Consider the following 15,642-nt stretch of genomic DNA (forward strand, 5'->3'; position numbering starts at 1 on the left):
ATGGCCGAAAAAAAGTTCAGCACCACATCGGGCATCGAAATTAAGGAAGTATATACCCAGCCATCCGCAATGGATGAGTTACCCGGTGAATTTCCGTTCACCCGCGGCATCCAAAAAGATATGTACCGGGGCAAGGCCTGGACCATGCGCCAGTACGCGGGTTTCTCTACCGCCGAAGAATCCAACAAACGATACCATTATTTGCTGGGCCAGGGTACAACCGGCCTCTCCGTAGCGTTTGACCTGCCCACCCAGATCGGGTATGACTCAGACCATGAGCTTGCCGAGGGCGAAGTGGGTAAAGTAGGTGTAGCTATTGACTCGTTAAAAGATATTGAGATCCTGTTTGATGGCATAGCCCTTAAGGATATCACTACCTCCATGACCATCAATGCTACGGCTCCAATCTTACTGGCTATGTACATAGCCCTGGCTAAAAAACAAGGAGCCGATCTGAAACAGATCTCCGGAACAGTACAGAATGATATATTAAAGGAGTACGCCGCGCGCGGTACATATATATATCCGCCAGCACCATCCATGCGGCTCATTACCGATGTGTTTGAATATTGCAGTAAAGAGGTACCTAAATGGAACACCATATCCATATCCGGCTACCACATCCGCGAAGCCGGTTCAACGGCCGTGCAGGAACTGGCCTTTACCTTAGCCAATGGCAAAGCTTATTTAAAAGCTGCGCTGGATAAGGGGCTCGACATTAATGTATTTGCCAAACGTTTATCTTTCTTTTTCAATTGCCACAATAATTTTTTTGAAGAGATAGCCAAATTCAGGGCAGCCCGTCGCATGTGGGCACACATCACCAAACAATTGGGCGCGACAGATGCCGGCGCGCAAAAGTTACGTTTCCATACCCAAACCGGGGGCTCTACTTTAACGGCGCAGCAACCGTTGAATAACATCATCAGGGTTAGCAACCAGGCCTTGGCTGCGGTATTGGGCGGCACGCAGTCATTACATACCAATGGGTACGATGAAGCTTTATCCTTACCAACAGAGGCCGCGGCCAAAATAGCGTTGCGCACCCAGCAGATCATCGCCTTTGAAAGTGGTGTTACTGATACAGTTGACCCATTGGCCGGCTCTTATTTTATAGAAGCCCTGACCGATGAGATAGAAGCAGCCGCGCAATTATATATTGATAAGATAGATGCCATGGGTGGCGCTGTGAAGGCTATTGAACAGGATTACATCCAGCAGGAGATAGCAGCATCCGCCTACCAGTATCAAAACGATATTGAAAGCGGCGAAAAGGTATTGGTAGGCGTAAATCGCTTTACCCAACAGGAAGCTGCCGAGCTGAATGTTTTCAGGGTTGATGACAGTATCCGTAAGATGCAATCTGAAAAATTATCAACATTAAAGGGCAGCAGAGATAACCAGGCGGTAGCCATAAGTTTACAACAATTGCAGGAAGCAGCCAAAGGTCGGGAAAATTTAATGCCCTTTATCCTCACTGCTGTAGAGTGTTATGCCACATTGGGGGAAATTGCCGATAGCCTGCGCCACGTTTTTGGCGAATATTAACACATGTTGTAAATTTTTTCAGACAGTTATTGTACCCTACTGTTGATAAATAAAACCAATACTTTATTTTATTTACCAGTATACCAGAACATTAATTTTTAACTGTTGCGTTAACATCAAATTGGCTCAACTATTGTGGAAAGCCCTCGTATAAAAAATAATTATTCCCCTGGTAATTATCCTGATTTTTTATTAAATTAATCGGTTCATATTAATTGGGACTAACGGAAATATAATTGCAATTTTTGCTGTTAAAATCAATATTTAATGAGTTTTTTTCATTAAAAAGCTGATTATCATGCCAGAAATTTATTTGCCAAAAAAGTGAAAATTTAATTTTTTTATAAGCTTTTTTTGGCAATATTCGATGTTCCGTAGCAGGCCCAAAAATTGTTTCGCTGGGGGTTGGAAATCAATATATTACTAATATCTATATGGAAAAAACCTGTACTACCGTTTGGAATAGCTGCCTCCAGATCATAAAAGATAACATACCAGCACAAAGCTTTAAAACTTGGTTCGAGCCAATAAAAGCTTTACGTATGGAAGGAAGCGTTCTTACGATACAGGTACCAAGTTTATTCTTTTATGAGTGGCTCGAGGAGCACTATGTAGGTTTACTGCGCAAAACAATCAAAAAACAATTAGGCGACGAAGGGCGTTTAGAGTATAATATTGTTGTGGAGCAATCATCAAGTAAACCATACACCACTAATATGCCTTCGAACGGAAATGGTGCCGAGTCCAAAAATCAGTCAATGCCGATCCCGATCTCGATCAATAAGGACATTAAAAACCCTTTTGTGATCCCCGGCTTGAAAAAATTAAATGTTGATCCGCAGCTAAACAGGAACTACACCTTTGAAAACTTTGTTGAAGGTGATTGCAACCGTTTAGCCCGCTCTGCCGGTTATGCCGTTGCTGCAAAACCAGGTGGTACTTCTTTTAATCCTTTAATGATATATGGCGGTGTTGGTTTAGGTAAAACCCACCTGGCCCAAGCCATTGGTAACGAAATAAAGCGCTCATTGCCCGATAAACTGGTACTTTATGTATCGTGCGAAAAATTTACCCAACAATTTGTTGACGCGCTTAAACACAATAACATTAATGATTTTGTGAATTTTTACCAGGCTATTGATGTACTGATCATGGATGATGTGCACAACTTTGCCGGTAAAGAAAAAACACAGGATTTCTTCTTCCACATCTTTAACCATTTACATCAATCGGGCAAGCAACTGATCATTACATCAGATAAAGCACCAAAGGACCTTGCCGGTTTAGAGGAGCGTTTGCTATCGAGATTTAAATGGGGACTTTCTGCCGATCTGCAGATCCCTGATCTGGAAACCCGTATGGCTATTCTCAAAAACAAGATCTATCAGGACGGCATTGAGCTTTCAAATGATGTAATTGAGTACGTTGCCCACAACATTGATAACAATGTACGTGAGCTGGAAGGCGCTATGGTATCCCTGCTGGCACAATCAACGCTGAACCGTAAAGAGATCGACCTGAATCTGGCCAAGCAAATGTTGAAGAACTTTGTGAAAAACTCATCGAAAGAAATTTCGATGGAGTATATCCAAAGCCTCGTTTGCGAGTATTTTGAAGTGCCTATTGAAATGGTAAAATCACAAACCCGCAAACGCGAAATTGTACAGGCCCGTCAAATATCCATGTACCTGGCCAAAGCCCATACCAAAAGTTCATTAAAATCAATCGGTCACTTCTTTGGCGGCCGCGACCACTCTACAGTAATATACGCCTGCCAAACCGTTGAGGACCTTATTGATACCGATAAGAAATTTAAAGGTTATGTTGCCGACATTCAAAAGAAGCTTAAAATGTCATAACTGACCTATTATCATATTACTATGGGCCCTGTATATCATTTATGCAGGGCTTTTTTTGTTGGATGCTATAACCAGAATCTGTCATGCTGAACTTGTTTCAGCATCCCATTAGCAGGTTTAAAACCATGCTTATCTGTAACTGTGCAAGTGAGATGCCGAAATAAATTCGGCATGACTTTTCAGTTATTGATTTCTCATAAAATCCATCATTGGATAAAGAGGATAGTGGGAATATCTACTTCAAACTATTGTCTTTCGTAATATAAGTAAAGAAAAGTCTGATAGGCAACATCATTAATTTCTTCCTGTGGAAATATATTCGACAAAAATACAAATTTTGACACCTCGTCTAAATCAATATCAAATCCCATGTGTAAAACCATAGTCGCCTCAGTTGCAGTAGCTCCTTTGTTTTTTAATATCTCCAAAACCTGTTTACTTAGTATATCCTTAATTTTTAGGGCTAAGAGTACCCTAAAAAAACTTTCAATTTTCGGATGTAATTTTTTCATTTAGCCTAATCTTAAAGGAATAATGGCACTCTATCCGCCCACCGGCTCCATCATTTTCAAAATGGCATCGATGTATTCGCGGTTGTTGGCCAGGCGGGGTACTTTATGCTGACCCCCAAGTTTCCCTTTTTCTTTCATCCAGTTGAAAAAAGTGCCTTCGGGAGCGCGGCGAACGATGGGGCGGCGCAGGGCCATATCTTTAAAACGCTTGGCATCATAATCGGAGTTGATGCGGCGCAGGGTCTCATCAAGCAGGTCTACAAAACGTTCAAATTCGGCGGGTTTCTTTTCAAACTCGATGATCCATTCATGCGCGCCGCAATCATTACCATTAAAGTAAACGGGGGCTGCCGTGTATTCCCGGATAATGGCACCGGTTTGGCGACAGGCCTCTTCCAGCGCACGTTCGGCGTTGTCAATGATCACCTCTTCACCAAAAGCGTTGATATAATGTTTGGTACGCCCGGTTACCTGTATACGGAAGGGCGCTAAGGACGAAAACCTGATAGTATCTCCGATCATATAGCGCCACAGGCCGGCGTTGGTAGTTATAATGAGGGCATAATTCTTATCCAGTTCCACCTCATCAAGCGTAAGCGTTTTAGGGTTTTCGTCGTGCAGGTTTTCCAGGGGCAAAAATTCGTAGAATATACCATAATCCAGCATCAGGAGCATGTCGCCGGGCTCTTTGGTATCCTGAATGCCAAAGAAGCCCTCTGAGGCATTATAATTCTCCAGATAATACATATCATCACTTGGGATCAACGCCTTAAATTGCTCGCGATATGGGGTAAAATTAACCGCTCCGTGAAAGTACATTTCCAGGTTGGGCCATACTTCGAGCAGGTTTTTTTTGCCGGTAATTTCCAGTATGCGTTTAAACAGCACCAGGTTCCAGGTGGGCACCCCGCTGATGCTGGTTACATTGACATCTTTGGTGGCCTGTGCTATCTTCTCAATTTTTTCTTCAAAATTTTCCAGCAAGGCGATGTCCAGATCGGGGGTGCGGTGAAACTCGGCCCAAAGGGGCAGGTTTTTCATGATCACCGCCGAAAGATCGCCAAAAGAGGTATCAGCACTTAGCTGGCTCATCTGGTGACTACCGCCAAGCGTCAGTATCTTCCCGGTGAACATGCGGGCATTGGGCTGGTTATTAAAATAAATGGTGAGCAGATCTTTTCCGCCTTTAAAATGGCATTCTTCCAGGGCCTCCTCACTCACGGGGATAAACTTGCTCCTGTCGTTAGTAGTACCTGATGATTTGGCAAACCAGCGGATCTCCGAGGGCCACAGCACATTCTTTTCGCCCATGAGCATACGCTCGATATAAGGCTTAAGCGTATCATAGCTTTGTATAGGTACCCGTTCTTTAAACTGATTGAGGTTATCGATGCTTTTATATTGGTATTTGCGCCCCCATTCGGTGTTTTCGGCACCGGATATCAGTTGCTCAAACCACTCCTCCTGCACCTCATTAGGGTACTTCATAAAAAGCTCTATCTGATGGATACGCTTTTTCATGAACCAGGTGAATACCGAATTAAAGATCGTCATAGGTTGTGGAATAGAATCAAGAGGCTAGAGTCAAGAATCAAGATATGAAAAATTTCAGTTAAACATAAAAACCTTTCAACGTATTATTATTACTTTCTTGATTCTTGCCTCTTTTACTGCGGAAATACTTTTCTTTTCAAAACAAAATTCGATCCCAGGTATACCTTACGCACCATTTCATTTTCGGCCAGCACCTCCGGAACGCCCGATTCCAGTATCTTACCTTCAAAAAGCAGGTAAGCACGATCGGTGATAGACAATGTTTCCTGTACGTTGTGATCCGTGATCAGGATACCGATGTTACGGTGCCTTAACTTAGCCACCATAGCCTGGATCTCTTCTACCGCTATCGGATCCACACCGGCAAAGGGCTCATCCAGTAAAATAAAGTTCGGTTCGGCAGCCAGGGCGCGGGCAATTTCGGTACGACGGCGTTCGCCACCTGATAACAGGTCGCCCCGGTTCTTACGAACCTTGTGCAAACTAAATTCGTCAATGAGTTCTTCCAGTTTTTCGCGTTGCCTTTCTTTGGTCATCTTGCCCATTTCCAGCACCGCTTTGATATTATCTTCAACAGAGAGCTTGCGGAACACCGAAGCTTCCTGGGCCAGGTAACCGATACCCTTTTGCGCCCGGCGATACATCGGGTCTTGGGTAATGTTTTGATCATCCAGGTGAATAACGCCTTCATTAGGCTTTATCAACCCAACGATCATATAAAACGAAGTAGTTTTACCGGCACCATTCGGCCCAAGCAAACCAACTATTTCGCCCTGCGATACCTCAAACGACACATCGTTAACAACCGTACGCTGTTTATATTTTTTTACTAAATTATCTGCTCTTAATATCATGTTGCAAATTCAAAAGTCAAAATTCAAAAGTCAAAAAACACATTCCGACTTAAGCTTCGACTTACATGTATACTCCAAAAGTCCTAAATTTTAACTTTTGAATTTTTAATTTTGACTTAAAACCTTATTCCTTTTATATTCAATTGTATAGTACGCCTTTCGCGCCATACGTTTTCTTCAATACTGTAGCAGATGTCAAACGGTACACCCGGCTTTAGCTGCGGCAGATATTCGCCATGGTTAAAGGCGATACAATCAAACGCTGCTGAGCCCTCTTGCATTACCGACATTTTAATATGGGCAGCACCCACCAAAGCGGCATTGCCACTAACATACACATTTTTACTGATGAAAACCGGCGACATATTCTCGGGCCCGAACGGTGCAAACTGGTTCAGGATCCTAAAAAATTTGGGTTCTATCTGGCTTAAACGTAATTCGGCGTCAATTTGTATCTGTTGTATCAATTGTTCAGGCGAGATGGTCGCGCTTACCACTTCTTCAAAGCGCGCTTTAAAGGCTTCCACGTTTTCGGGCTCCATGGTTAAGCCGGCAGCATACTTGTGGCCGCCAAACTGAATGAGCAGATCTTTACACTCGCACAAAGCCTCATAAAGATCATATCCTAATACCGAGCGGGCCGAGCCTGCCACATGCCCGTTGGAGCGGGTAAGCACGATGGTTGGCCGGTAGTATTTTTCGGTGAGGCGCGATGCTACAATACCGATAACCCCTTTATGCCAGTGCTCATTAAATACCACGGTTGATTTACGACCGATCAACTCCTCATCATTATCGATCATATTTAAAGCCTCGCCGGTAATATCCAGATCGTGCCCCTTACGTTCGGTGTTATGGATGTTGATCATCATGCCTTTTTCACGGGCCAATTTTTCGTCGCAGGCTATCAATAGTTCAACCGCGTGTTTGGCATCATCTATCCTGCCGGCGGCATTAATACGTGGGCCCAGCAAAAATACCACATCCGATATGGTTAGGCTGCCTGTTCTGCCGGCAATCTCTACCAGGGTTTTAACCCCCATGCAGGGGGCATTATTGATCTTTTGCAAACCAAAATGAGCCAGGGTGCGGTTTTCGCCGGTGATGTGTACAATATCGCAGGATATGCTGATGGCTACCAGGTCAAGAAAGCGGGCCACCTCTTCAAAGGGGATATCGTGCGTTTCGGCATAAGCCTGGATCAGTTTAAAGCCGATGCCGCAACCCGAGAGTTCTTTATAGGGATATTCGCAATCATGCCGTTTGGGATCAAGTATGGCTACAGCCGCTGGCAGTTCGGCACCAGGAAGGTGGTGGTCACAGATAATAAAATCAACGCCACGGGTATTGGCATAATCAATTTTATCAACCGATTTAATACCGCAGTCCAACGCTATGATGAGGGTAAAACCATTATCAGCGGCATAATCGATACCCTGGGTTGATATCCCATAACCTTCTTTATAACGATCGGGGATATAATATTCCAGGTTTTCGTAGCGCTCTTTAAAAAAGCTGTATACCGTAGCAACGGCAGTAGTGCCATCCACATCATAATCGCCGAAGATCAGTATTTTTTCGCCGGCGGCTATGGCATCTTCAATACGTTCTATAGCCTTTTCCATATCCTTCATCAGGAATGGATCATGCAGGTGCAGGATATCGGGTCTGAAAAAGTAACGCGCCTCATCAAATGTACTTATCCCCCTGTTAACCAGCAGGGTACTTAAAACGGCATCAATATTCAGGTCGGCAGCTAATTTTTTGACCAGTTCATCATCAGCATTTTCCCTTACCGTCCAGCGTTTATTCATACATTTGCAAATAAAAACAGTAAAGATAACTATAGTTAGTATCAAGTAGCGAGTATCAAGTATCAAGATTTTTGAATACTTGCAAAAGTTTTTTGTCTTGCTACTTGATACTAACGACTTGATACTAAAAAAATGGAAATTTTCGCGTTAGGTGAGGGCTCTTATTCGGTTGATGCAAGTAAGAAATTTATTCCTTTTGATCCACAAACCGACAATCCGAAAGATCGCCCCGCATCATTATTTATCCACGTTAACCCTTTCCTGATCAAGACTGATCATGACCTGATCGTGCTGGATACCGGGCTTGGCTTTAAAGATACCCGGGACGAATTATTGCTGCACCAAAACATCCGCAACGCCGGTTTTGATCCGGAGGATGTTACCCTGGTGTTGATGTCGCACCTGCACTATGATCACTCTGGCGGTTTGGTTGTGGAACGGAACGGAAAACTGGAGCCCAGCTTTCCGCAGGCACAACATGTAATACAACGCCAGGAATGGGAAACCGGTTTGGCAGGTAAATCTTCATCATATCATAAAGAAATATTTAAAGCGCTCCAGGGAGTCAATATTACTTTTGTGGAGGGTAGCGGGGAGTTGCAACCAGGTATCAGGTATGAACATTCAGGGGGACATTGCCCTTATCACCAGGTATTCTGGATAGAACTGGAAGGTAAAAAAGTATTTTTTGGGGGCGATGAGCTACCCGAGCCCGAGCAGCTGATCAGAAAGTTTATTGCCAAATATGATATGGATGGCCGTAAGGCGATGCAGTTACGCGAAGAGTATGGAAAAAAGGCAGCAGGGGAAGGTTGGATCTGCCTGTTTTATCATGCTAAATCTTTTGCTATCGGTAATGTAACGCGTAATGACGAACATTTTAAAGTTGAGCCCGCTTAGTTGTGGGCGCCTACTTCAAAAAGTTCTTTTATTTTTTCGACGTTAAGGGGCTTTGATATAAAGTCTTTTACCAGCGGATATGATTTGGCTTTGTTTATATCATTACTGAACACCGATGATGAAATGATATAGATTTTGCTTTTACCCTGCGGATCGATATTCAGGCGCTTAAACTCATCTAAAAATTCCCAGCCATTCATAATAGGCATATTAATGTCCAGCAAAATATAATCAGGCATTTTTGCAGGATCTTTCCGTTGTATATCAGATAATTGTTCAATGGCGAATTTTCCGTTTAAACACGCCATGATCTCCGTATTAAGCAACGCTTTTTTTATTAATTTAATGGAGATGAAATTATTGATCTCATCATCATCAATTAACAATACACTCACAGGTTTATCATTAATGGTCATAAGGCATTTAAAATAGATGTGCTTTGTTATAGATATACTTATACGCTACGTGAAATTAAAAAGTTATATTCCTATAAGTTGTTAAGCCTGGTATTGTTTTAACCGGGTGTATTAATAACCACAAAGTGGGGCGTTTATTTTATACCTACCCATTTTTTCCTGTAAAAACACCAGGCAAAAGTGTATCGAATTTTTTCAATAGCGTTTCAGTAAATTTCTTCTCGAACAATAAAAATACTGCTAAAAAAGCTAAAAATCAATAATTAAAACATCAAAACCGAATTTTAATTATCCAATAAGAAGCTATTGGTGTATTGAAAGTTTAATATACACGCAAATAATGCTCCCAAAAAAATCAGTGAATAAAATGACCAGCCACCAACTAAATGACTAAAAAGAAGAGATGAAAGAAGATGTGCAGATATCAAATTTCAAATGTGCAGATGATTTTTAAACCACCTGCACATTTTTATATTCAATGTCAGATTTCATCTGCACATTTGAAACGGCGCAGCCCTCAACGGAGTTAATCCGCACATCTGCACATCCGTTACTCAATCACGCTTTCTTCAAAAGCATAATCTTCAAGCGGCGGGCATGAGCATATCAATGTCCGGTCGCCATGGGTATCATTAACCCTGCCCACAGATGGCCAGAATTTATAGGCGGCCACATACGGAAGCGGGAATGCCGCTTTTTGACGGCTATAAGTATGCTCCCATTCGTTACCAGTAATTACAGCAGCGGTATGAGGAGCATTTTTTAAAGGGTTATCTGTTTTATCTGAAACGCCTTCGGCCACATCAGCAATTTCATGACGGATAGCGATCATCGCATCGCAAAAACGGTCAAGCTCATGTTTTGGTTCCGATTCGGTTGGTTCAACCATCACCGTACCCGCAACCGGGAACGATACTGTTGGCGCATGGAAACCATAATCCATCAAACGTTTGGCGATATCCGTTACTTCAATACCAAACGATTTAAATGAGCGGCAATCCAGTATCATCTCATGCGCGCAACGACCATTAGCTCCGGTGTATAATACCGGGAAGTGATCCTGCAGGCGTGCTTTGATATAGTTGGCGTTCAATATGGCATAACGGGTAGCATTGGTTAATCCATCGCCGCCCATCATCGCTATATAAGCGTGTGATATAATCAGGATAGAAGCCGAACCCCATGGAGCTGCTGATACCGCGTGGATAGATTTACCCCTGTCGATATCAACTACGGCATGACCTGGTAAATAAGGAACCAGGTGCTTGGCCACACCGATAGGACCCATACCCGGACCACCACCACCATGCGGAATACAGAAGGTCTTGTGCAGGTTGAGGTGGCAAACATCGGCACCGATATTGGCCGGACTTGTCAGGCCTACCTGTGCGTTCATGTTGGCGCCATCCATATAAACCTGGCCGCCGTTCTGGTGTATAATGTCACATATCTCGATGATCGACTCCTCAAATACCCCGTGGGTAGATGGGTAGGTAACCATTAAGCAGGAAAGTTCATCTTTATATTGCTCGGCACGGGCTTTCATATCGGCCACATCAATGTTACCATTATCGTCGCATTTTACTACCACTATCTTCATGCCGGCCATAGCTGCTGATGCAGGGTTGGTACCGTGAGCCGATGATGGGATCAAAGCGATGTTACGGTGATGATCGCCACGGTCATGATGATAAGCGCGGATAACCATTAAACCGGCGTATTCGCCCTGTGCACCGGCGTTTGGCTGTAAGCTCATGGCAGCGAAACCGGTGATCTCGCTCAGCCAGTTGTTGATCTCGTCAAACAGCTGCATATAACCGCCTACCTGGTCGGCAGGGGCAAATGGGTGGATCTTGCTAAACTCGGCCCAGGTAACCGGTACCATTTCGGTAGTAGCGTTCAGTTTCATGGTACATGAACCCAACGCGATCATGGAATGGCAAAGCGAAAGATCTTTGGTCTCCAATGATTTAATATAACGCAGCATTTCATGTTCTGAATGATGCGTATTGAATATGGCGTGCGTTAAATAAGCCGATTGACGTTGCAGATCAGCAGGGATAACTGTTTGCAAATTAGCTTTCAGCTCGTTGATATTAACATCGGTAAGCGATTTGCCTTTTACTTTGGCAAAAAACCTAACCAGCGTTTTAACATCTTCCACAGAAGTAGTTTCATCAAGCGAAATGGTAACTACCGAACCGTTATAGCTCAGGTTCATTTCGTTGTTTAAAGCCTCTGAGTGGATAGGACCGGCTAAATGGGCAACATCAAACTTCAAGGTATCAAAGTACGATTCGTTCAGTTGCTCGTAACCTAATTCGCCAAGGGCTTTAGCTAACAAAACAGCAAGGCCATGGATACGCTCGGCAATTAATTTAACGCCTTGCGGACCATGATATACCGCATACATACCAGCCATAATAGCCAGTAAAGCCTGCGCGGTACAAATATTTGAAGTTGCTTTATCACGGCGGATGTGCTGCTCGCGGGTTTGCAGCGCCATACGCAGGGCGTAGTTACCGGCGCTGTCAATAGTTACACCGATGATACGGCCAGGGATAGAACGTTTGTATTCTTCCTTAGTAGCAAAAAACGCGGCATGCGGACCACCAAAGCCCATAGGTACACCAAAGCGTTGTGAAGAACCCACCACAATATCGGCGCCCCATTCGCCCGGAGGCGTTAACAGCACCAGGCTCATGATATCGGCAACAACGGTTAGTTTAATGCCTTTTTCATGTCCTTTAGCAGCAAAGTCGGCATAGTTATAAACCGCACCGTTACCTGCCGGGTATTGTACAATAGCGCCGAACATATTCTCGGTTAACTCTACTGTACGGTGGTCACCTATCTGCAGTTCGATACCATAAGGTTCTGAACGGGTTTTTAAAATATCAATAGTTTGAGGGAACAATTCCTCAGATACGAAGAAAATATTGGCGCTGCTGTTTTTACGCAGGCTGTACTGCATAAACATCGCTTCGGCAGCGGCAGTACCTTCGTCCAATAACGAAGCATTGGCAATTTCCATCCCGGTAAGGTCGATCACCATGGTCTGGAAGTTAAGCAATGCCTGTAAACGGCCTTGAGCGATCTCGGCCTGGTAAGGGGTGTACTGCGTGTACCAGCCCGGATTTTCCAGGATGTTGCGTTGAATAACGCCCGGAACGATCACATCGTAATAACCTTTACCGATGTATGATTTAAAAACCTTGTTCTTGGAAGCGGTTTGCTTTAAAGTGTTCAGGTAATCAAATTCGCTTTTGGCGGGCGGTAAGTTAAGCGGAGCTTTCAACCTGATCCTGTCAGGCACGGTTTGCGATATCAATTCATCCAGTGAATTTACACCGACAGTTTTTAACATTTTTGCCGTATCGGCCTCATTTGGAGCAATATGTCTCGACTGAAACTTCTCCTGGTAGTCTGCGTTCAACATCATGAATCAAGTGTCCCTCTAAATTTAGCGCAAAGGTACAGTTTTACAACATGAGTAACAATTCTCTAATATATTATTGACAAAGGATTTACAGGGGAGGTGGAATTTCGGAATTCGGATGTTCGATTTCGGAATTAGCCTCAGGGGCAGGAAGCTTTTAATATTGTCAAAAAAGTGGGGTGTCACCCTGAGTACCGTCGAAGGGTCGAGCGTAGAGGCCTACCCACCATGCTTCGACGGTGCTCAGCATGACACCCTTTGGAAAGAACAAAAAATAAATCCGAACGGTGTAGCCCTCTTGAACGCCTTTAAAAAACAAACAAAAGTGAAAAAATCAAAACTCACTCAATCTCCACCGGGACCAGTTGCCGCAGGTATTGTTGAATGGTGTTTTCCAGGCCGTAATAAAGCGCGTCGCTGATGAGCGCGTGGCCTATGCTTACTTCCTGCAACCCGGGAACCAGTTCGGCAAAATATTTCAAATTATTCAGGTCGAGATCATGGCCGGCATTGATACCCAGGCCTGCGGCCTGCGCGGCCTCGGCAGCTTCAATATAGGGCGCTATAGCCAGTTCGCGGCCCTGGTGATAGTGCGTGGCATACCCCTCGGTGTATAGCTCAATACGGTCGGTACCGGTTTTGGCGGCACCCTCCACCATTTTAGCTATTGGGTCAACAAATATGGATACGCGGATCCCGGCTTCTTTAAAAACCGCTATCATATCTTTTAAATAATGGTAATTGGTTATTGTGTCCCAGCCATGGTTGGAGGTGATCTGTCCCAGTACATCGGGCACCAGTGTCACCTGCTCGGGCTTATTGGCCAGCACCAGGTCGATAAATTTTTGTTCCTGGCAATTACCCTCGATATTAAACTCAGTGGTCACTATCTTTTTCAGTTCAAAAACATCATTATACCGGATGTGCCTTTCATCGGGCCGGGGATGTACAGTGATGCCCTGGGCGCCAAAGCGCTCGCAATCTTTGGCAACTTGTATCAGGTCGGGATTGTTACCGCCGCGCGAATTGCGCAGGGTAGCTATTTTATTGATATTGACAGATAAGCGGGTCATGGTTCAAAGTTAATACATCCTTTATACAATAATAAACCTAATCTTATTTACTAAGTTTTATATTTAAGTTATGAAACTTAAACCTGTTATCACAGAAGTGGTTAAATTATTTGTTATTTATATAGTAACCTGGTTACTGCTGCGTTTATTGTTGCCCCCTACCGATAGCAGGGGTATGCTTGATATTAATCTGCACGATACTTATTTTGTTATAGCCATGCCAGCTCTTATAATCCGTGTATTTTTGTTGTTGACAACCCTACTGTATTTGATATGGGAAGGTTTTTATCGCTATAAAAGAACATTACAAAATGTAGTGCTGTTAGTGGCTAACTTTTTATTTATCATTAAGCTTTTCTTCCTGGCTACCTTTGTTTTTAGATTACCCGAGCCAGCAGAATCAGGATGGACGGTATATCCCCCATTATCTCGCTTAGGCCAAACGCAACCAAAACCTCCTAAAACTTTGGAAGAATACGCCATTATAGTTTCGCTGATCAAACAAATTACGCCTATTATTTTCATCGTATTTATGCTGATATTGGTGATAACCGCTATACTTACAGGCAAAAACTGGAATTTGACTAAGAATGAACAAACCCCTGCTTAAATACCTGCTTGCTATATTGATCTTGGGCGGATTACAGTACAGAGCCGCTGCACAAGCCAATTACCGTAAAATAGAAAATTACAAGCCTTTTTATGGCTGGGCGCACCATGCCCCGCAGGATTGGATGATACTGCGCCAATTTGAAAACGAAGGCAAAACCTACTACCTGCTGGTAAACCCGCAAACACTGATCACCAAAATTGACGAGCCTAACTTTTACCAGGTGAAGCCCATGAGCATCACCGAAGCCCGCGATTTCTTTAAAAACACCCCTTACCAGAAAGCACTGCGTAAAGCCGAAAAACAATCGGTAGCCTTGCAGGACGCGGGCATTGAAAGCGGCATCCCCAAAGAAACGGGCATCAGTTTAACGGCCGATCTTTGTCCCTCGCACCGTCCGCTTGACAGGCGCATATTTACCGACATTTTTACGGAGTTTCAGAAAGTAGAGCGTCCGGCCCCCATCGCCCTCTCGGTTACCGGTGTATGGATGCGCCAGCACCCGCAGGACCTGGAATGGCTCAAACAAATGCAGGCCAAACACGAGATCTATATTACCTGGATCAATCACTCTTTTAATCACCGGGTAAGCGCGAAAGCACCGCTCAAAGAAAACTTTTTGCTGGAGCCGGGTACCGATATGAACTATGAGATCCTGGAAACCGAAAAGGCCATGCTCAAAAACGGTCTGCTGCCATCGGTCTTTTTCAGATTCCCGGGTTTGGTGTCGGACCAGCAACTGATATATAAACTAACCGACTATGGCCTGATCCCCATCGGCACCGATGCCTGGCTGGCCAAAGGACAACAACCGCAAGCAGGCAGCATTGTGCTGATCCACGGCAATGGCAACGAGCCCACCGGCGTAAATGATTTCATCAAACTGCTGCAATCCGAAGCCGGTTCCATCGCCAAAAAACAATGGCTGCTGTATGATTTAAGGGAAAGCGTGGAGGAGGAGTTCGAGGGGAGTAATTAACCTTTACCAAGTTTAGGCATTCCCCTCCATATTCCGTATATTTGTATATACAACAGCCCGGTTTTCCTGATCAAAAAGGAAAAC

12 protein-coding genes are annotated in these 15,642 nt (G+C 44.0%); 5 read left to right on the top strand and 7 right to left on the bottom strand.

Annotated elements, in window-relative coordinates:
- Together AC57BQ_RS20775 and dnaA are read left to right on the top strand one after the other, a co-directional pair.
- Complete coding sequence (locus AC57BQ_RS20775) at nucleotides 1-1,548, top strand: acyl-CoA mutase large subunit family protein (RefSeq protein WP_496408086.1); 1,548 nt, start codon at nucleotides 1-3, stop codon at nucleotides 1,546-1,548.
- Between the two features lie 434 nt (nucleotides 1,549-1,982).
- Complete coding sequence (gene dnaA / locus AC57BQ_RS20780; RefSeq protein ID WP_076371801.1) at nucleotides 1,983-3,407, top strand: chromosomal replication initiator protein DnaA; 1,425 nt, start codon at nucleotides 1,983-1,985, stop codon at nucleotides 3,405-3,407.
- 245 nt (nucleotides 3,408-3,652) lie between these two features.
- Here dnaA and AC57BQ_RS20785 read toward each other — a convergent pair whose 3' ends face one another.
- From AC57BQ_RS20785 to recJ, 4 genes are all read right to left on the bottom strand, one after another.
- Nucleotides 3,653-3,919, bottom strand: a complete 267-nt coding sequence (locus AC57BQ_RS20785) for a hypothetical protein (protein WP_496408087.1) — start codon at nucleotides 3,917-3,919, stop codon at nucleotides 3,653-3,655.
- A gap of 30 nt (nucleotides 3,920-3,949) precedes the next feature.
- Entirely contained in the window at nucleotides 3,950-5,473 is a 1,524-nt protein-coding gene (locus AC57BQ_RS20790) for a GH3 auxin-responsive promoter family protein (protein WP_496408088.1), read from the bottom strand.
- 113 nt (nucleotides 5,474-5,586) lie between these two features.
- Nucleotides 5,587-6,327 (bottom strand): LPS export ABC transporter ATP-binding protein, encoded by a 741-nt coding sequence (gene lptB / locus AC57BQ_RS20795; RefSeq protein ID WP_090469995.1) that lies wholly within the window; start codon nucleotides 6,325-6,327, stop codon nucleotides 5,587-5,589.
- Nucleotides 6,328-6,443: 116 nt separating this feature from the next.
- Nucleotides 6,444-8,141: a single-stranded-DNA-specific exonuclease RecJ gene (recJ, locus tag AC57BQ_RS20800; RefSeq protein WP_496408089.1), complete on the bottom strand. Its 1,698-nt coding sequence runs from the start codon at nucleotides 8,139-8,141 to the stop codon at nucleotides 6,444-6,446.
- A 132-nt stretch (nucleotides 8,142-8,273) separates the two neighbouring features.
- Here recJ and AC57BQ_RS20805 point away from each other — a divergent pair, with 132 nt between their 5' ends.
- Nucleotides 8,274-9,041, top strand: a complete 768-nt coding sequence (locus AC57BQ_RS20805) for an MBL fold metallo-hydrolase (protein ID WP_496408090.1) — start codon at nucleotides 8,274-8,276, stop codon at nucleotides 9,039-9,041.
- Here AC57BQ_RS20805 and AC57BQ_RS20810 read toward each other — a convergent pair.
- The 3 genes from AC57BQ_RS20810 to AC57BQ_RS20820 form a co-directional block, all read right to left on the bottom strand.
- Nucleotides 9,038-9,457, bottom strand: a complete 420-nt coding sequence (locus AC57BQ_RS20810; RefSeq protein WP_076371791.1) for a response regulator — start codon at nucleotides 9,455-9,457, stop codon at nucleotides 9,038-9,040. The genes AC57BQ_RS20805 and AC57BQ_RS20810 overlap by 4 nt on opposite strands.
- A 550-nt stretch (nucleotides 9,458-10,007) precedes the next feature.
- Nucleotides 10,008-12,899, bottom strand: a complete 2,892-nt coding sequence (gene gcvP / locus AC57BQ_RS20815; protein WP_496408091.1) for an aminomethyl-transferring glycine dehydrogenase — start codon at nucleotides 12,897-12,899, stop codon at nucleotides 10,008-10,010.
- A 338-nt stretch (nucleotides 12,900-13,237) separates the two neighbouring features.
- On the bottom strand, nucleotides 13,238-13,969 hold the full coding sequence (locus tag AC57BQ_RS20820; RefSeq protein WP_496408092.1) for a pyridoxine 5'-phosphate synthase: 732 nt from the start codon (nucleotides 13,967-13,969) through the stop codon (nucleotides 13,238-13,240).
- A gap of 70 nt (nucleotides 13,970-14,039) precedes the next feature.
- On the opposite strand from AC57BQ_RS20820, the gene AC57BQ_RS20825 reads away from it, so the two are divergent.
- Together AC57BQ_RS20825 and AC57BQ_RS20830 are read left to right on the top strand one after the other, a co-directional pair.
- Nucleotides 14,040-14,579, top strand: a complete 540-nt coding sequence (locus tag AC57BQ_RS20825) for a hypothetical protein (protein ID WP_496408093.1) — start codon at nucleotides 14,040-14,042, stop codon at nucleotides 14,577-14,579.
- The gene (locus AC57BQ_RS20830; RefSeq protein WP_496408094.1) at nucleotides 14,560-15,558 is read left to right on the top strand and encodes a polysaccharide deacetylase family protein; all 999 of its coding nucleotides are present in this window, start codon (nucleotides 14,560-14,562) and stop codon (nucleotides 15,556-15,558) included. The genes AC57BQ_RS20825 and AC57BQ_RS20830 overlap by 20 nt, the downstream gene beginning before the upstream one ends.
- The last annotated feature ends 84 nt before the right edge of the window (nucleotides 15,559-15,642 follow it).

The sequence above is a fragment of the Mucilaginibacter sp. BGA-UO-ETr-C110 genome (assembly GCF_059567985.1).